Annotated in this window: 17 protein-coding genes; 10 read left to right on the top strand and 7 right to left on the bottom strand. The window is 64.0% G+C overall.

Translation table 11 applies throughout. The features are described from left to right. Window positions 1–153: 153 nt before the first annotated feature. Entirely contained in the window at window positions 154–423 is a 270-nt protein-coding gene (locus tag IVA88_RS16525) for a hypothetical protein (protein ID WP_247498288.1), read from the top strand. Between the two features lie 178 nt (window positions 424–601). On the opposite strand, the gene IVA88_RS16520 is transcribed toward IVA88_RS16525, so the two are convergent. Then, window positions 602–1297: a cell cycle transcriptional regulator TrcR gene (locus IVA88_RS16520; protein WP_027565675.1), complete on the bottom strand. Its 696-nt coding sequence runs from the start codon at window positions 1295–1297 to the stop codon at window positions 602–604. 253 nt (window positions 1298–1550) lie between these two features. Between IVA88_RS16520 and ispH the strand changes: the two genes are divergently transcribed. Genes ispH through rnhA form a run of 3 tightly spaced genes read left to right on the top strand, consistent with a single transcriptional unit; the run spans window position 1551 to window position 3970 of the window. Further along, entirely contained in the window at window positions 1551–2519 is a 969-nt protein-coding gene (gene ispH, locus IVA88_RS16515; RefSeq protein ID WP_247498287.1) for a 4-hydroxy-3-methylbut-2-enyl diphosphate reductase, read from the top strand. Between the two features lie 6 nt (window positions 2520–2525). After that, window positions 2526–3509: a homoserine kinase gene (locus IVA88_RS16510; protein ID WP_247498286.1), complete on the top strand. Its 984-nt coding sequence runs from the start codon at window positions 2526–2528 to the stop codon at window positions 3507–3509. After that, entirely contained in the window at window positions 3506–3970 is a 465-nt protein-coding gene (gene rnhA, locus IVA88_RS16505) for a ribonuclease HI (protein ID WP_247498285.1), read from the top strand. Before IVA88_RS16510 ends, rnhA begins: the two co-directional genes overlap by 4 nt. 127 nt (window positions 3971–4097) lie before the next feature. Here rnhA and IVA88_RS16500 read toward each other — a convergent pair whose 3' ends face one another. The 6 genes from IVA88_RS16500 to IVA88_RS16475 all read right to left on the bottom strand — a co-directional run bounded on the left by IVA88_RS16500 (window position 4098) and on the right by IVA88_RS16475 (window position 11735). Next, complete coding sequence (locus IVA88_RS16500) at window positions 4098–4583, bottom strand: peroxiredoxin (protein ID WP_247498284.1); 486 nt, start codon at window positions 4581–4583, stop codon at window positions 4098–4100. A 108-nt stretch (window positions 4584–4691) separates the two neighbouring features. Then, window positions 4692–5246: a DUF924 family protein gene (locus IVA88_RS16495; RefSeq protein WP_247498283.1), complete on the bottom strand. Its 555-nt coding sequence runs from the start codon at window positions 5244–5246 to the stop codon at window positions 4692–4694. Window positions 5247–5262: 16 nt separating this feature from the next. Further along, window positions 5263–6948: a long-chain fatty acid--CoA ligase gene (locus IVA88_RS16490; RefSeq protein ID WP_247498282.1), complete on the bottom strand. Its 1686-nt coding sequence runs from the start codon at window positions 6946–6948 to the stop codon at window positions 5263–5265. A 188-nt stretch (window positions 6949–7136) separates the two neighbouring features. Next, window positions 7137–8609 carry a D-alanyl-D-alanine carboxypeptidase family protein gene (locus IVA88_RS16485; RefSeq protein WP_247498281.1) on the bottom strand — a complete coding sequence of 491 codons (1473 nt, stop codon included), beginning with the start codon at window positions 8607–8609 and terminating at the stop codon, window positions 7137–7139. 189 nt (window positions 8610–8798) lie between these two features. Continuing rightward, window positions 8799–10595, bottom strand: coding sequence for a glucan ABC transporter ATP-binding protein/ permease (locus IVA88_RS16480; protein WP_247498280.1), 1797 nt, complete (start codon window positions 10593–10595; stop codon window positions 8799–8801). A gap of 90 nt (window positions 10596–10685) precedes the next feature. Continuing rightward, the gene (locus IVA88_RS16475) at window positions 10686–11735 is read right to left on the bottom strand and encodes an ABC transporter substrate-binding protein (protein ID WP_247498279.1); all 1050 of its coding nucleotides are present in this window, start codon (window positions 11733–11735) and stop codon (window positions 10686–10688) included. Between the two features lie 227 nt (window positions 11736–11962). Here IVA88_RS16475 and IVA88_RS16470 point away from each other — a divergent pair, with 227 nt between their 5' ends. The 6 genes from IVA88_RS16470 (at window position 11963) to IVA88_RS16445 (ending at window position 16630) form a co-directional block, all read left to right on the top strand. Beyond that, window positions 11963–12334 (top strand): hypothetical protein, encoded by a 372-nt coding sequence (locus IVA88_RS16470; RefSeq protein ID WP_247498278.1) that lies wholly within the window; start codon window positions 11963–11965, stop codon window positions 12332–12334. Between the two features lie 118 nt (window positions 12335–12452). Next, window positions 12453–12857, top strand: coding sequence for a phosphoribosyl-ATP diphosphatase (gene hisE, locus IVA88_RS16465; protein WP_247498277.1), 405 nt, complete (start codon window positions 12453–12455; stop codon window positions 12855–12857). 35 nt (window positions 12858–12892) lie between these two features. Continuing rightward, window positions 12893–13495, top strand: coding sequence for a YqaA family protein (locus IVA88_RS16460; protein WP_247498276.1), 603 nt, complete (start codon window positions 12893–12895; stop codon window positions 13493–13495). 46 nt (window positions 13496–13541) lie between these two features. Beyond that, window positions 13542–14081: a hypothetical protein gene (locus tag IVA88_RS16455; protein ID WP_247498275.1), complete on the top strand. Its 540-nt coding sequence runs from the start codon at window positions 13542–13544 to the stop codon at window positions 14079–14081. A gap of 30 nt (window positions 14082–14111) precedes the next feature. Then, a complete protein-coding gene (locus IVA88_RS16450) occupies window positions 14112–15512 on the top strand; it encodes an aspartate ammonia-lyase (RefSeq protein ID WP_247498274.1) in 1401 nt (466 codons plus the stop codon). Window positions 15513–15661: 149 nt separating this feature from the next. After that, complete coding sequence (locus tag IVA88_RS16445; protein ID WP_247498273.1) at window positions 15662–16630, top strand: nitronate monooxygenase family protein; 969 nt, start codon at window positions 15662–15664, stop codon at window positions 16628–16630. Window positions 16631–16666 lie beyond the last annotated feature (36 nt).

The raw sequence follows: 16666 nt of genomic DNA, 5'->3' as shown, positions 1-16666 counted from the left end.
TACGCCGCGGCCGGAGTTGTGTGACGCAATGAGCGTTGCGGTGTACTGGATTCCCCGCTTTCGCGGGGAATGACATCGAGCCGGGAACAGCGTCCAGGGACTTACATTCTCCTCATTCCGCGCTAAACAGGGCGGGCCGATAGGGGACCTCGTATGCCACTCGCCGCTGGGCCGCGCCTGCTTGCAGCTGTGCTGCTCGCGATCATTCTCTCCGCCTGCTCCGCGCGCTACCAGACGCCGGTGGCGATGGGCGGCGACGATGACGACGCGGTCTGCCAGAGCCGTGGCTATGCGGTCGGCTCGCCCGAATACGTGGCCTGCCGCAAGGACCGCGACGTCCAGCGCAGCGCCGCGACCACCCGCGCCGACCGCCGCCAGCGCGATCTCGGCGAATACATGCTGAACCATCCGGACCGGCCGTAAGCGGCGCGCGCTGTTTCTGCAATGTTGTTGCGGCGAAGGCCGGAATCCGTACCGCGGAATCCATCGGTCGCGGACCGTAGGCGTAAGCGCGCTGCTTCTCGACAGAGGAGAAGCACAAACAAAAACGCGGCGGGTTGCCCGCCGCGTTCGCATTCGATGATTAACGGAGAGCGAAGGATTACTCCTCCTCCTGGTCCTGCTTCTTGCCGCCGAGCGTCTTCAGCTTGGCGAACACGGCATCGACGTTGAGGTCGTCGCTGGACCTCTCCGCGGGCTCGTATTCGTCCTTCTTGGTGGTTTCGGAGGCCGGCAGCAGGGTGGCGCCACCATAGGCTGCGTCGATCGGCTTTTCCTTGGCCGCGCGCGCGACCTCGAAATCGAGCTCGATCTGCGAGCAGAGGCCGAGGGTGACGGGATCAATCGGCGTCAGCTGGGAGGTGTTCCAGTGGGTGCGATCGCGGACACTGGCGATCGTGCTCTTGGTCGTGCCGACCAGGCGCATGATCTGGGCGTCCTTGAGCTCGGCATGGTTGCGTAGCAGCCAGAGGATGGCGCTGGGGCGCTCGTGGCGGCGCGAGACGGGGGTGTAGCGCGGGCCCTTGCGCTTCGGCTGCGGCGGCAGCACCACCTTGCTCTCCTGGAGGCGAAGCCGGTAGTCCGGGTTGTTCTCGCCCTTCTCGATCTCCTCGCGGGTCAGCTGGCCATTGGAGAGGGGATCCATGCCCTTGATGCCCTGGGCGGCGTCGCCATCGGCGATCGCGCGCACCTCGAGGGGGTGCATTTTGGTGAAATCGGCGACCTGATCGAAGGTCAGCGCGGTGTTGTCGAGCAGCCAGACGGCGGTCGCCTTGGGCATCAGAGGTGCGTTGCTCATGGCAAATCTCCTTTGTGCTTCGCCCACCCCTTTGGAGGCGAAACCGGTGGTCATCAGCGATGACTGGGAATTCGCGCTATATAAGCCCGGAGGGGGTAGCCACGCAATGGTTCTGCTATAGATAGTGCCTTGACAGCGCCCGAAAGGGGGCCCAATTCCCTCTGAAGTCCCTGTAAGACCGTACCCAAGCCCTAATCATTCATCGACCGCTTCCCGCCCATTTGGCGAGGTGATTCGGTCCCGAGATCGCCCAATGCCAGCCAAACCAGACCTCAAGATCGTGCTTTGTTCTCCCCGCGGCTTCTGCGCCGGGGTGGTCCGGGCGATCGACACCGTGGAACGGGCGCTCGATAAATACGGCGCCCCCGTCTATGTTCGCCACGAGATTGTGCACAATAAATACGTCGTCGACGGGTTGAAGAAGAAGGGCGCGATCTTCGTCGAGGAACTCGCCGAGATCCCGGAAAACACCACCGCGCCGGTGGTGTTCTCGGCCCATGGCGTGCCGAAATCGGTTCCGGCCGACGCCACGTCCCGCAATTTGTTCTCGCTGGATGCGACCTGCCCGCTGGTGACCAAGGTGCACCGCGAAGCGGCGATCCACTTCAAGCGCGGCCGCGAGATCTTCCTGATCGGCCATTCCCATCACCCCGAGGTGGTTGGCACGCTCGGGCAGCTCCCGACCGGCGCCGTGACCCTGATCGAGACCGCCGAGGACGCCAAGACCATCGCCCCGAAGGATCCGAACAACCTCGCCTTCGTGACCCAGACCACACTGTCGATCGACGACACCGCGGAGATCGTGGCGCTTCTGAAGGAGCGCTTCCCGAACATCAACGGGCCGCACAAGGAAGACATCTGCTACGCCACCACCAACCGCCAGCTCGCGGTGAAGAAGGTGGCGCCGGTGGTCGACGCCCTGATCGTGGTCGGTGCGCCGAACTCGTCGAACTCGCAACGCCTGCGCGAAGTCGCCGAACGCGAGGGCTGCCCGATCGCCGTGCTGGCGCAGCGCGCCACCGAAATCGACTGGAAGCGGTTCGAGAACATCACCAGCCTTGGCATCACCGCGGGCGCCTCGGCGCCGGAAGTGATCGTCGAGGAGATCATGGACGCGTTCGCCGAGCGCTTCACGCTGCATGTGGAGACGGTCTCTGCCGCGGAAGAGAACGAGTTTTTCCCGCTGCCGCGCCAGGTGCGTCCCGAAGCCGCCGCCGAGTAGACCTTCATGGCGGTCTACACCGACGTTGCCGCCGACGAGCTTGCGGATTTCCTGAGCGGATATGATCTCGGCGAATTGCTCTCCTACAAGGGCATCGCCGAGGGCGTCGAGAATTCAAACTTCCTGCTGCACACCACCAAGGGCTCGTTCATCCTCACGCTCTATGAGAAGCGCGTGGCGAAGAACGATCTGCCGTTCTTCCTCGCGCTGATGACGCATCTCGCCGAGCACGGCATCAACTGCCCGCTGCCGGTGAAGGGACGAGACGGCGAGGCGCTGCGCGAGCTGTCGGGCCGGCCGGCCGCGATCATCACCTTTCTCGAAGGCGTCTGGCCGCGCAAGCCGAACGCCGCCCATTGCGCGGGTGTCGGCGGGGCGCTGGCGAAGATGCATCTGGCCGGCGCCAATTTCGCGATCAAGCGTGCGAATGCGCTGTCGGTCTCGGGCTGGCGGCCGCTATTCGATGCTGCCTCGAGTCGGGCCGACGAGGTGCAGCCGGGCCTGCGCGCGTTCCTGGCCGCCGAGCTCGACTACCTCGAGAGCGGGGTCTGGCCGAAGCATTTGCCCGAAGGAGTGATCCACGCCGACCTCTTCAACGACAACGTCTTCTTCCTCGGCGACCAGCTCTCCGGGATCATCGACTTCACCTTCGCCTGCAACGACTGGCTCGCCTATGACGTTGCGATCTGCCTCAACGCCTGGTGCTTCGAGCCGGATCATTCCTTCAACGTCACCAAGGCGCGCGCCTTCCTCAATGCTTATGGCCGCGTGCGAAAATTGTCCGAGGCGGAAGAGGCCGCTCTGCCGCTGCTCGCGCGCGGCGCCGCGATCCGCTTCCTGCTGACGCGGTTGGTCGATTGGCTCAACGTTCCGCCCGGCGCGCTGGTTCGGCCGAAGGATCCGCTGGAATATGTCCGCAAGCTGCGCTTCCACCAGAGCGTTTCCACCGTGGGCGACTACGGGCTGACGCCGTCAGGACTGGTCGCGTGAGCGAGCGTCCCAACGTCACGATCTATACCGACGGCGCGTGCTCGGGAAACCCCGGGCCCGGAGGCTGGGGCGCGATCCTGAAGTTTGGCACTACGGAAAAGGAGCTGAACGGCGGCCAGCCGCACACCACCAACAACCAGATGGAGTTGATGGCGGCGATCTCCGCTTTGGAGGCGCTGAAGAAGCCGTGCACCGTCGATCTCTACACCGACAGCCAATATGTGCGGCAGGGCATCACCGGCTGGATTCACGGCTGGAAGCGCAACGGCTGGCGCACCGCCGACAAGAAGCCGGTCAAGAACGTCGAGCTATGGCAGCGCCTCGATGCCGCGCTGAAGGCACATGACGTGCGCTGGCACTGGGTCAAGGGCCACGCAGGGCATCCCGAGAACGAACGCGCCGATCAGCTCGCGCGCGACGGGATCGTGAAGGCGCGGTTGCAGCAGAGGGTGGCGGAGTAGATCTCTCCACGCGTCGTGGCCGGGCTTGATCCGGCCACGCACTCTTGCCGCGCGTGATCAAGAACGCGAATGCCCGGGACAAGCCCGGGCATGACGTCACTCTTGGGTACAAGGCGCGTCTAAACGCTTACAGCTGCCCCAGCAGCGTATCGCCGCCGGACACCTCGACCTTGCCGGGCATCGCCTCGAGGTTCAGCTTCTTGACCACGCCGTCCTCGACCAGCATCGAATAGCGCTTGGAGCGGATGCCGAGACCGTTGCCGGAGGCGTCGAGCTCCATGCCGATCGCCTTGGTGAAGTCGGCATTGCCGTCGGCGAGGAAGATGGCCTCGTCGCGCTGGTCGGTGTCGCGCTTCCACGCGTTCATGACGAAGGCGTCGTTGACGGAGACGATGGCGATGGTGTCGACGCCCTTGTCCTTCAGGGCGTAGGCATTGAGGAAGATGCTCGGCAGATGCATCTTGTGGCAGGTGCCGGTATAGGCGCCGGGCACTGCGAACAGCGCCACTTTCTTGCCCTTGAAGATATCGTCGGTGGTCTTCACCTGCGGGCCTTCGGGCGTCATCACGCGGAATTTCGCCTCGGGCAGCTTGTCGCCAGTCTGGATCGCCATCGTCAGTCTCCCTGAAAATCGGTCCCGCTTTTTAGACCGTGCGGCGGCCCTGCACAATGTTGCCGGTGGGGGAGGCGGCGAGGGACACGGCCCTTCACCGTTATGTCATCAGCCGGCAAAACCGCCGCCGTCGAGGAAGGCCTGTTCCTCCTCGGTGGTATCGCGGTCGAGGAGGCGGTTGCGGTGGGGAAAGCGGCCGAACCGCCGGATGATGTCGGCGTGCTCCCGCGCGTATTTCAAATTCTCGGCATTGTCGGTGTTCTGAAACAGCGCGACGCAATGCAGCTGATCGGCCAGGTGTTCGGAATGCATGAAGGGCAAATAGAGGAATTCGAGCAGGACCGGATCGATCCTTTGATCTGCACCCCGCGCAATAGCGCGGCGGGCGACGTCCCGCGCCAGCGCGTCGCTGGCAAAGGCCTGCGATGTGCCGCGAAACATGTTGCGCGCAAACTGGTCGAGCACGATGACGAGCGCGAGTGCGCCCTCGTCGCTGTCTTCCCAAGAGGCCAGTTCGCCGGCAGTTGCCCTCTTCCATAGCAGAAGAAAGCGGCGCCTGACCTCCGCGTCGAAAGCGTCGCTGTGCCTGTACCAGCGCTCGCGACCGGCCGCGCGCCAGAAGGCGAGAATGCCGGCCGGCGTGATGTCGCCGAATTCAGTCATGAACCAGCGGTGCGCCTTATGCCGCCTCCGCCTTCTTCTCGTCGCGAAGCTGCCGGCGCAGGATCTTGCCGACATTGGTCTTCGGCAGGTCGGTGCGGAATTCGATGTGCTTGGGCACCTTGTAGCCCGTCAGCTGCTCCTGGCAGAACTTGACCAGGGCCTCCGCCGTGAGGTTCGGGTCCTTCTTGACCACGAACGCCTTCACCGCCTCTCCCGACTTGGAATCGGGGATGCCGATGACGGCGCATTCGAGCACCCCCGGGTTGCTCGCGATCACTTCCTCGATCTCGTTCGGATAGACGTTGAAGCCGGAGACCAGGATCATGTCCTTCTTGCGGTCGACGATCTTGGTGTAGCCCTTCTCGTCCATGATGCCGATGTCGCCGGTGCGGAAATAACCGTCCGCGGTCATCACCTTGGCGGTCTCCTCCGGCCTGTTCCAGTAGCCCGACATCACCTGCGGGCCCTTGGCGCAGATCTCGCCGGGCTGGCCGAGCGGCATCTCGTTGCCGTCGTCGTCGCGGATCGAGATCCAGGTCGAGGGCACGGGGATGCCGATGGTGCCGTTGAACTCGGGATCCGTCGTGGTGTTGCAGGTCAGGGTCGGAGAAGTCTCCGACAGGCCGTAGCCTTCGGCGATGGAGCAGCCCGTGATCGCCTTCCATTGCTCGGCGACCGGGCGCTGCACCGCCATGCCGCCACCGTTCGAGATTTTCAGCTTGGAGAAGTCGAGCTTCTTGAAGTCGGGATGGTGCATCAGGCCGTTGTAGAGCGTGTTCACGGCCGGGAAGTTGTTGACCTGATATTTCGCCAATTCCTTGATGAAGCCCGGGATGTCGCGCGGATTGGGGATCAGGAGATTGCAGCCGCCGGCGCGCACCGCGAGCAGGTAGCAGGCCGTCAGGGCGAAGATGTGATAGAGCGGCAGCGCGCAGACGACCATGAGCTGATCGACATGCGGCGGCGCGGCCATTGCCGGCTGCAGCCAGGCGTCGTTCTGCAGAACGTTCGCGACGATGTTACGATGAAGCAGGGTGGCACCCTTGGAGACGCCGGTGGTGCCGCCGGTATATTGCAGGAAGGCGACGTCGCCGGGCGACAGTTTTGGCTTATTGAAGGACATGCCGCGACCGGCCGAGAGCGCATCGTTGAACGACACCGCGCCCGGCAGTGACCAGGCCGGTACCATCTTCTTGACGCGGCGGACGACCAGATTGACGATCACGCCCTTGAAGCCGAGCAGGTCGCCCATGCTGCCGACAATGACGTGCTTCACGTCGGTCTTGGCGATCACCTGCTCGACGGTATGGGCAAAATTTTCCAGCACGATGATGGCTTCGGCGCCGGAATCCTTGAGCTGGTGCTCGAGCTCGCGCGGCGTGTAGAGCGGGTTGACGTTGACCACGGCGAAACCGGCGCGCAGCACCGCGGCGGTTGCGACCGGATATTGCAGCACGTTCGGCATCATGATGGCGACGCGAGCGCCGCGTTGCAGGCCTCGCCCTTGCAGGTAGGACGCCATCGCCAGCGACATCTGGTCGAGGTCGCGATAGCTGATCGACTTGTCCATGCAGATGAACGCCTTGCGGTCGGCGAACTTGGAAAAGCTCTCCTCCAGGAGGTCGACCAGCGATGAATATTGCGTCGGCTCGATATCGGCAGGCACGCCGGGCGGATATTGCTTGAGCCAGATGCGCTCCATGGAAAACTCCCCTCATATACCAGAGCCCGTTGTGTCTCGGGCTTGCCTCGTTACCGCCAGTATCGAGCTTGCCGGAACGGGTGGCAAGTCGTCGTCGCTTAGGGCAAAGGTCGGGGAGTAGCTACCGGAATCGTCGAGAACCGCGCTGCCGCAGTGCGAAGTGAGGGCGCGGTTTCAACTCTGTGCCGTTAACTGTTGTTGGCCGGCTTGGCGGCGGGCTTGATCGCAGCCTTGGGCTTGGCGGGTTTGGGCGCGGGATCGCCGTTTGCCGCAGGTTTTGCCGCCGCATCAGATTTGGCCGCATTAGACTTGGCCGCCGCGTGCTTGGTCCCGGCCGGCTTGGCTGCGGTCTTGCCGTCGGCTGGCTTGGCATCCGGCTTCGCCGCCGCCGTCTTGGCGGGAGGCTTGGCATCCTTCGGCTTGTCGGCTGGCTTGTCTGCCGCGTCAGGCTTCTTGGCGACGCGCGACTTCTTGCCACGCGGTTTCGGAGTTGCCTGCTGGTCGGCATCGGCCGCGACTGCCGCGATCAGGGCGGTCCCGGTGCGGGTCGGACCGGTATAGACCAGCACGGGGTCGGCGGCCGCCGGGGCCGAGGCCATCAGCTCGGAGGCCTTCATCAGGGGCGGCTGAAGCCCGGCCGTGAAGAAGGTAACCTGGGCTTCGCCGCCGGTGGCCGAGGCCGATCCCGTCGTGCCGCCATTTGCCGCGATCAGCGCGTCGTCATCGTCGCTGGCCGGTCGCTTGCGATGACCGCCGCACATGTCGTCGCGCAGGTTCGGCGGCGAGGCGTCGACCGGGACCAGCTTGTCAACCGTGCCGAGCGAGGGGCGGAGCCACGTGAGATTATCTTGCGAGAAGCCGCGCTCCAGCAGCTGCGCCGCCTTCACCGCGCGCGCGGTACCGGAGTTGGCACCGAGCACGACGGCGATCAACCGGCGGCCGTTACGCGTGGCCGATGCGACCAGGTTGTAGCCGGAGGCGCAGATGAAGCCGGTCTTGAAACCGTCGGCGCCGGGATAGCGGCCGATCAGTTTGTTGAAATTGCCGGTGACGCGCTTGCCGAAGCGGATTGCCGGAATGTGCACGAAATACTCGTACTCGGGCAGATCGCGCAGGAACGAGCGCGCGAGAATCCCGAGGTCGCGCGCCGACGTGATCTGGCCGTCGGCGGGCAGGCCATTCGGATTGACGTAGCTCGTCTGCGTCATGCCGAGCTTCTGCGCGGTATCGTTCATCAGCGCGGAGAAGCCGTCGATCGAGCCGCCGACGCCTTCGGCAAGCACCACGGCCATATCGTTCGCCGACTTCACCATCATCATCTTGAGTGCGTTGTCGACGGTGAGCTGCGTTCCAGGGCGGAACCCCATCTTCGACGGCGACTGCGAGGCTGCCGTCGGCGACACCGTGAGCAGCGTGTCGAGCGTGAGCTTGCCATCCTTGACCGCCTTCAGGGTGACATAGGCAGTCATGATCTTGGTGACGGAAGCCGGATACCAGGGAATGGTCGCGTTTTCCGCCTGCAACACCTTGCCGCTGTCGGCTTCGATCAGGAGCAGTGCTTCGGCGCTCGCCGCGCGCGGCGCGAGCGATGCGGCGCATGCGAGTGTCGCAGCGAACAGGGTGAACAGGGATTTGCGAAGCAGCGGGTGAAGAGCGTGCACTATCCGATTCCGGTCCTTGGAGACCCGCCGGTTCCGGTCGGCTCTCGCGATCTGATGTTCGGTTCTGAAATCCAGCGCCGCTGCTTGCGGCGCCGCAAACCTATACCGGCTCATGCGTCGGGAATAGGGGCATCAACGGGGTATTCCGCAATGAAATAGGCCGAATTTCGACGATAGTATGGGGACTTGCTAAGGCGACCTGGCGGCAGTCGCCGCAGCCTCAGCCGCTGTCACGCTGGCCCGTGCGTTCTCCTGAACCATGAACTGGGCCCTGGCGAGATCGGCGAAATGGCCGCCTTTGACCACGAGTTCATCGAAAGTTCCGCTTTCGATCACACGCCCGTTCTCGAACACCAGAATCCGCGTGGCATTGCGGATGGTGGAGAGACGGTGGGCGATCACGAAGGTCGTGCGGCCTTTCATCACTTCGTCGAGAGCGGCATTCACCTTGGCCTCGGTCACGGCGTCGAGCGCGCTGGTGGCCTCGTCCAGGATCAGGAGCGGTGGATCCTTCAGCAGGGCGCGGGCGATCGACAGCCGCTGGCGCTCGCCGCCCGACAGCATGCGGCCACGCTCGCCGGCATTGGTCTCGAAGCCGCCGCTGCGCTCGATGAATTCGAGCGCCTGCGCGCGCTCCGCCGCCTTGCGCATCTCCGCCTCGGTGGCGTCCGGCTTGCCGACGCGCAGATTTTCCGCGATCGAGCGGTTGAACAGCAGCGCCTCCTGAAAGACCACGCCGATGTTCCGCCGGAGCGACGTTAGCGTCACCCCGCGTACGTCCATACCGTCGATCCTGATGAAGCCGGACTGCGGATCGAAGGCGCGATGCAGCAGCGCGATCGCAGTCGACTTGCCGGCGCCGGTCGCGCCGACCAGCGCGATGGTCTGGCCAGGCAGCGCGGTGAAGGAGAGATCTTCGACCGCCGGCCGTTTGCCGTCATAGGAGAAGGTGACGTCGTTGAATTCGACGAGGCCGGAGAGCCGACCCGCGTCGATCGCATCGGGCCGGTCATGCACCGCGGGCACCGCATCGAGCACGTTGAAGAACTCGCGCAGGCGCGGGGCTTCCATGAACACGTTGTTGATGAAGCTCACGACCTGCTCGAGCTTCTGGATCAAAAGTGTCGCGAAGCTCACGAACATCACGATATCGCCGACCGAGGTCAGTCCCTGGTCGTGCAGCGCGATGCCGAAAGTGAATATCGCGAGCACCGTGATCGTGGTGGAGGCGCGCGTGATGATGGTGACGAGCGCCCACCAGGACAGCACTGGCATTTGCGCGGCGAGCAACTGGTCGGCGACGGAGCGCAAGCCCTTCACCTCGGATTCGACGCGCACGAAACTCTGCACCAGCGCGACGTTGCCGAGGGCGTCGGAAGCGCGCGCGGAGAGCTCGCTGTAGTGCTCCTCCACCTCCATTTGCATGCCGAAGGTTCTGCGCACCACGAAGGTCGTCAACCCCGTGAAGACGATGCAGAGCACGAACAGCAGGATCGCCAGCCGCCAGTTCAGGTAGAGCGACAGCGGCAGCAGCACCACGACCGACAGGATGGCGGCAAAATGCTCGCGGAAGAAGCCGACCCATAATCGCCACAGCGCATCTGTGCCGTTCAGCATCACCTTCATCAGCCGGCCCGAATGGGTGCCCGAATGGAAGGTCAGTGGCAGTTGCAGGATATGCTCGAAATAGTCCGTCAGGACAGCCTGCCGCTGGCGGTGGGAGAGCCGGTCGGCCTGCAACGCTACGAGCGCGCTGCAGGCGATGGTGAACAGCCCGAAGGCGACCCAGGCGACCAGGAACGGCCAGGCCGAGTTGGACCCTGCGACCGTCTTGCCGGAGAGCACGTCGACGATCCGGCCGAACAGCACCGGCTCGGCGAATTGCGAGCCCGCAAGCAGGAGATTGACGACCGCGAGCAGCCAGCCCAGCCGCGCCTCCTTGCCGAGCAGCTCGAGAACGCGGGTGTAGAGGCGGAAGATGGGCATGGGACGACGAACTCGGGCGGCTGGAACGGTGTGAGCGCATACTCTAATCAGGGATCGCCCGCGAGATATAGCGGAAGCTGTCGGTTTTGCTCAGTTGATCAGCCGCCCTGCGAGCGGCGGCAGGAAGCCGGCGTCGAAGATGTCGCCCGCCGCCGGCCGTTTGCGAAATTTGAAATCCTGCGCGATCTGTTCGATCGAGCGGTCCATGCGCGCCGGAGCGATGCCGCCGAGGCCGTTGCGTCTGACTTCATCGGTCAGGATGTTGTCGACGAGGACCGTGCGCAGGCGCTCCAGTTCCAGATCGCGGTCGCCGCCATCCATGCGGCTTGCGGCCTCGTTCGCTGCACGTGCCGGGTCCTTCACAGTTGCGTTGATGCCGGCGATCAATGCGCGGGCGAATCCCTTCACTGCGTCCGGCTTGGCCACGGCGAAAGCCGGGTTGACCACGACGGCAAAGCCATAGGCCTCGCAACCATAGTCGGCATAACGAAGCACGACGAGATCGTCGCCTGGCACGCCGCGGTCGCGCAGGTTCACTGCGGAGAGATAGCTGAAGCCGGCGACGGCATCGACCTGTCCCGCGGAGAGGATCGGCTCGCGGACCGCGGCGCTTATCTTGTGGAATTTCACGTGAGCCGTGTTGATGCCGTTCTGCTGTGCCAGCGCCGGCCACAGCCGCATCGACAGATCGCTGTCGGCGACGCCGATGGTCTTGCCGTCGAGGTCGGGCAGGAGGTGGATGCCACGGCTCCTGCGGGCGACGATCGCGTAGGGCGCGCGGTTGAACAGCACGAACACCGCCTTGACCGGTGCGGCATCATCCTTGTCGCGGAAGCGGATCAACTCGTTGATGTCGACGAGCGCGAGCTCGCTGTCGCCCTTGGCGACGCGCGCAAGCGCCTCCGGCGATCCGGCCGCGCTGCCGAAGGCGACGTTGAGACGTTCGGCGCCGAAACTGCCGTCCTTTGCGGCAAGAAAGAATGGCGCCATGCTCGCATCGATCGGGCGGTCGAAGGTGAAGTGGATTGCAATGGATGGCGCGGCGGTCTCAGCCGCATCGACGTTACTTGCGGCGAGGACGGCAAGCGAGATCGTAACAGCCAACAGGCGGCGAAGGGCGATGGCCTTGAATCCAAACATCGGTCGCGCCGGTCCCGCATTGTTATGGTTCGTGACGCTCGGAGCGCCGGCTGGCAATGACTCTCTCCGCGCCAAGATGAACGGCGCATGAGCGGCGGTTGCGTCACGATTACGCAACCCCGTTCAGCTTGTGTTGGGGCTGCGGAACCCAACATGGGATGCGGGTGTTTGACAGACATGAGCCTGTCGTCAGGCACCAATTCGAGGTCCCAAGGAGGGTCCAGGACATGTTTGACAGCTTTTCGAAATTTACCGGCCGCAAGGCCGTTCTTGCCACCGCAGCGGTGCTGGCAGTGACTGCGATTGCCCCGACTGCCTCATACGCCGGCGGTCGCCACTGGCATGGCGGCGGCGGTGGCGCAGCGGCTGCCGCGGCGTTTGCCGGGATCGTCGGCACCGGCCTTGCGATCGCGGCGACCCGTAACGCCTACGCCTATGACGACGGGCCGTATTATGGCAGCCCCGCCTATTACAGTGGCCCTGCCTATTACGGCAACGGCCCTTATTATGGGCCGGGCCCGAACTACCAATATCAGCGCTATGGCGGCACCGCTCCGTCGGAGCTCTGCGGTCAGGGTTATCACCAGAACTGCTATTAGCCCTGGCTACCAGAGGTTGACCAAAATGGACCGTCGCGCTTGCCGCGCCGGTCTGTTTTTTGCTTTAATTGTCGCGCGTTAACGCGTTTGCCATTGGTTTAGAGTAGTTTTGAGTACCATGAGTGATTCGCTTGAGCGGCTATATCTGGCTGTGCTCGCGGCCAGGGATCTTGATCCGGCAACATCGCGCACCGCGCGGCTGTTTCAGCGCGGCCCGTCAAAAATGGCGAAGAAGCTGGCTGAAGAGGCTATCGAGGTCGTCATCGACGCGGTCAACGGCGATAGCGAAGCCGTGATCCGGGAAAGCGCCGACCTGCTCTACAATCTGACCGTGCTCTGGGCGTCGGCCGGCGTGCGGCCCGAGGACGTTTGGCGCGAGATGACGCGGCGTGAAGACATGCTCGGCATCGCCGAGAAGCTGCCGAAGTCGGCGATGAAGCTGCCCAAAGTTGCGTCGCCGCGCGTTGCCTCCAGGCGGCCAATTGCCGCGCTCGAGGGTCGCGTGGCGCGCAAGCGCCACTAAAGCGTCATAAAACTCGCGATGGACAAATCTGTCCCATGGTGCTTCATCGCGGCGCCATGCTGAAACGTATCTACGACTGGTGCATCGACGCCGCTCACAAGCCTTACGCGCTCTGGATTCTGGGTGCCGTGGCTTTCGCAGAAAGCTCGTTCTTTCCCGTCCCGCCGGACGTGATGCTGATCCCGATGTCACTGGCGCGCCCGCAGCGCGCCTGGGTCTATGCCGCGATCTGCACCGCGACGTCGGTGCTGGGCGGCCTGCTGGGTTACGCCATCGGTGCGCTGCTCTTCGACTCGGTTGGCCATTGGCTGATCCAGGTCTATGGCCTCGGCGGCAAGGTCGATGCCTTCCGCGCCTCCTATGCCGAATGGGGCGCGATCATCATCCTGCTCAAGGGCCTGACACCGATCCCCTACAAGCTCGTGACCATCACGTCCGGCTTTGCCGGTTACAATATCGGGCTCTTCATCCTGTGCTCGATCGTGGCGCGTGGCGGTCGCTTCTTTATCGTGGCGATTCTGCTCAACCGCTACGGCGACTGGATCCGGATCAGGATGGAAAAGCATCTCGGATTGTGGGTGGCAATCGGCGCCGCGGTGCTCGTGCTCGGCTTTGTCGTCGCGGTCAAATTGATCTAACCCAAGGCGCTTTGCCACCGCGTCCGGTTCGGCTACGGTTGCCGTCATGATGGTTCGATCCGGCAATCCGGCGGTGCGGCTGGGGACGATGACTTCAGCAGCGCTGTTGCTCCTGCTCGGCGCTGGCGGGACCGGATGGCCGCAATCCGCGCCGCCATCACTCGGCATGCAGGAGCAGGGGCCGCAAGCCGCACCGCCGCCCTCGACGCCAACTCCTGGGTCGCCGCCGGCGCGTGAGGACAATCCCGGGCTGATCAACGAAATGGGCAAGCTGTTCGACAAGCTGCCCTCGATCCTACCGCCGATCAAAAGCCCGAGCGAGACCATGAACGATTTGTCGCGCCTGGCGAAGCCATCGACCATGGTGTCGGGACGCGTGGCCTGTCCGGCCTCGTCGAACGGTGCGCCCGACTGCAAGCTCGCCGCCGACAAACTCTGCCAGAGCAAGGGCTACACGGAAGGCAAGAGCCTGAATGCCGACTCCGCGGAAAAATGCTCGGCCAAGGTTCTGATCCCGGGCAGGCAACGCAAACCGGATGACTGCCGCACTGATACTTTCGTCACCAGCGCGCTGTGCCAGAACTGAGGACGTCGCGCGAGCAAGCAAGGAGCGCCCATGAGCCGTACGGAGCAGGACTTCCTCGGACAGCGTGAGATCGCCGACGACATCTACTACGGCGTCCAGACCATCCGCGGGAAGGAGAACTTCCACATCACCGGCATTCCGATGAACCAGGAGCCTTACTTCGTGAAGGCGCTCGGTTACGTCAAGAAGGCCGCCGCCATGGCCAACCGCGATCTCGGCGCGGTGGATACCAAAGTCGCGGAAGCCATCATCGTGGGCTGCGATCGCGTCATCGCTGGGGACATGATGGACCAGTTCGTCACCGATTTCATCCAGGGCGGCGCCGGCACCTCCACCAACATGAACGCGAACGAGGTGATCGCCAATCTCGCGCTGGAATCGCTCGGCTTTGCCAAGGGCGACTACCAGCATGTCAGCCCCAACGATCACGTCAATTACGGTCAATCGACCAACGACACCTATCCGACCGCCTTCCGGCTGGCGCTGATCCTGCGGCTCGAGAGCTACATGACGGCGCTGCGCCAGCTCCAGGAGGCCTTCTTCGCCAAGGGCAGGGAGTTCGATCGCGTGCTGAAGATGGGCCGCACCCATTTGCAGGACGCGGTGCCGATGTCCCTGGGCGCGGAATTCCGCGGCTGGGGCACCACCATGGGCGAGGAGGTCGATCGAATTTCCGAGGCCCGCGCGCTGCTGCGCGAGATCAATCTCGGCGCCACCGCGATCGGCACCTCGGTCACCGCGGCGCACGGCTATCCCAAGCTCGCGGTTCGGCATCTGAGCGCGCTGACCGGCGTCGACTTCATCCTCGCAGGCGACCTCGTCGAAGCGACGTCGGATACGGGCGCCTATGTGCAGCTCTCCGGCGTCCTCAAGCGCACGGCGAGCAAGCTGACCAAGATCTGCAACGATATCCGCCTGCTCGCCTCGGGTCCGCGCGCCGGCTTCAACGAGATCAACCTGCCGCAGCTCCAGCCGGGCTCCTCGATCATGCCCGGCAAGGTCAATCCAGTGATCCCCGAGGTCGTCAACCAGACCAGCTTCCTCGTGATCGGGCTCGACACCACGGTGACGCTTGCGGCGTCCGCCGGGCAGCTCCAGCTCAACGTGATGGAGCCGGTGATCTCGTTCGCGCTGTTCTTCTCGATCCGCACCATGGAGCGCGCGGTCAACAGCCTGCGCGAGAATTGCGTCGTGGGCATCACCGCCAACGAGGAGCACACCCGCAACATGGTGCTGAACTCGCTTGGCATCGTCACGGTGCTGAAGCCGCTGCTCGGCTACAAGCAATGCGCCGAGATCGCGCGCGAGGGCTACAAGAGCGGCAAGTCGCTGCACCAGATCGTCGTGGTCGAGCGGAAATTGCTCACGCAGGAGAAGTGGGACGAGATGTTCTCGTTCGAGCGGCTGATCAATCCGGATCTGATTGCGTGATGTCGTCGCCCCGTGACGAATTCCGCGGCTTGGAATTGCGGTAACGGCGTCCTCCACGGCGCCAAAACGCAGTACTTGACAGTGGAAAGATTGCCTTGTTGGTATGGCTCCCGACTTCGGTTTGACCACCAACAGAGGATCGTCTCGCAATGTCCATGCCTGCCTTGTTTAGGGGACGCCTGTCGATCCCCGTGATCGGTTCGCCGCTCTTCATCATCTCGGTGCCAGATCTCGTGATCGCGCAGTGCAAGGCGGGCGTGGTCGGCTCGTTTCCGTCGCTGAACGCGCGGCCGCCGGAATTGCTCGACGAGTGGCTGGCGCGGATCACCGAAGAGCTCGCGGCCTATGACCGCGCGCATCCCGACAAGCCGTCGGCGCCGTTTGCGGTCAACCAGATCGTGCACAAGTCGAACAACCGGCTCGACCACGACATGCAGCTCTGCGCCAAGTACAAGGTGCCGATGATCATCTCGTCGCTCGGCGCGCGCGAGGAGCTCAATCAGGCCGTGCATGGCTGGGGCGGCATCGTCTTCCACGATGTGATCAACCAGAAATTTGCGCACAAGGCGATCGAGAAGGGCGCCGACGGCCTGATCCTGGTCGCGGCGGGCGCCGGCGGCCATGCCGGCACGATCTCGCCGTTGGCTTTCGTCGCCGAGACGCGAAAATGGTTCGACGGCCCGATCGCGTTGTCGGGCGCGATCGGCAACGGCAAGGCGATCCGCGCGGCGCGCATTCTCGGCGCCGACTTCGCCTATATCGGCTCGGCCTTCATCGCGACGAAGGAGGCCAATGCGGTCGAGACGTACAAGGAGATGATCGCGGGCGCGAGCGCCGACGACATCGTCTATTCCAATCTCTTTACCGGCGTGCACGGCAACTATCTGAAGCCGTCGATTCTCGCCGCCGGCATGGATCCGGAAAACCTGCCGACGTCAGATCCCTCCAAGATGAACTTCGGCACCGACGCCTCCGGCGAGCGCGCCAAGCCAAAGGCATGGAAGGAAATCTGGGGTTCGGGCCAGGGTGTCGGCAGCATCGACGGCATCGTGCCCGCCGCCGAAATGATCGCGCGCTTCAAGAAGGAATACGACGAGGCGGTCGATCCGCCGCTGTGATCATTGTCGGCGCGGCGAAGGCCGGGACGACACCTT

This window comes from Bradyrhizobium sp. 149, from assembly GCF_023073915.1.
Lineage (GTDB): Bacteria > Pseudomonadota > Alphaproteobacteria > Rhizobiales > Xanthobacteraceae > Bradyrhizobium.
This window is presented reverse-complemented; position numbering and strand designations above follow the sequence as displayed.

Coding starts and splice junctions, on each gene's coding strand:
- IVA88_RS16520 (WP_027565675.1), bottom strand. CDS start 1,297: ATGAGCAACGCACCTCTGATGCCCAAGGCGACCGCCGTCTGGCTGCTC.
- IVA88_RS16445 (WP_247498273.1), top strand. CDS start 15,662: ATGTCCATGCCTGCCTTGTTTAGGGGACGCCTGTCGATCCCCGTGATC.
- IVA88_RS16460 (WP_247498276.1), top strand. CDS start 12,893: ATGGTGCTTCATCGCGGCGCCATGCTGAAACGTATCTACGACTGGTGC.
- IVA88_RS16450 (WP_247498274.1), top strand. CDS start 14,112: ATGAGCCGTACGGAGCAGGACTTCCTCGGACAGCGTGAGATCGCCGAC.
- IVA88_RS16495 (WP_247498283.1), bottom strand. CDS start 5,246: ATGACTGAATTCGGCGACATCACGCCGGCCGGCATTCTCGCCTTCTGG.
- IVA88_RS16480 (WP_247498280.1), bottom strand. CDS start 10,595: ATGCCCATCTTCCGCCTCTACACCCGCGTTCTCGAGCTGCTCGGCAAG.
- IVA88_RS16500 (WP_247498284.1), bottom strand. CDS start 4,583: ATGGCGATCCAGACTGGCGACAAGCTGCCCGAGGCGAAATTCCGCGTG.
- IVA88_RS16510 (WP_247498286.1), top strand. CDS start 2,526: ATGGCGGTCTACACCGACGTTGCCGCCGACGAGCTTGCGGATTTCCTG.
- IVA88_RS16490 (WP_247498282.1), bottom strand. CDS start 6,948: ATGGAGCGCATCTGGCTCAAGCAATATCCGCCCGGCGTGCCTGCCGAT.
- IVA88_RS16525 (WP_247498288.1), top strand. CDS start 154: ATGCCACTCGCCGCTGGGCCGCGCCTGCTTGCAGCTGTGCTGCTCGCG.
- IVA88_RS16475 (WP_247498279.1), bottom strand. CDS start 11,735: ATGTTTGGATTCAAGGCCATCGCCCTTCGCCGCCTGTTGGCTGTTACG.
- IVA88_RS16470 (WP_247498278.1), top strand. CDS start 11,963: ATGTTTGACAGCTTTTCGAAATTTACCGGCCGCAAGGCCGTTCTTGCC.
- IVA88_RS16455 (WP_247498275.1), top strand. CDS start 13,542: ATGATGGTTCGATCCGGCAATCCGGCGGTGCGGCTGGGGACGATGACT.
- hisE (WP_247498277.1), top strand. CDS start 12,453: ATGAGTGATTCGCTTGAGCGGCTATATCTGGCTGTGCTCGCGGCCAGG.
- ispH (WP_247498287.1), top strand. CDS start 1,551: ATGCCAGCCAAACCAGACCTCAAGATCGTGCTTTGTTCTCCCCGCGGC.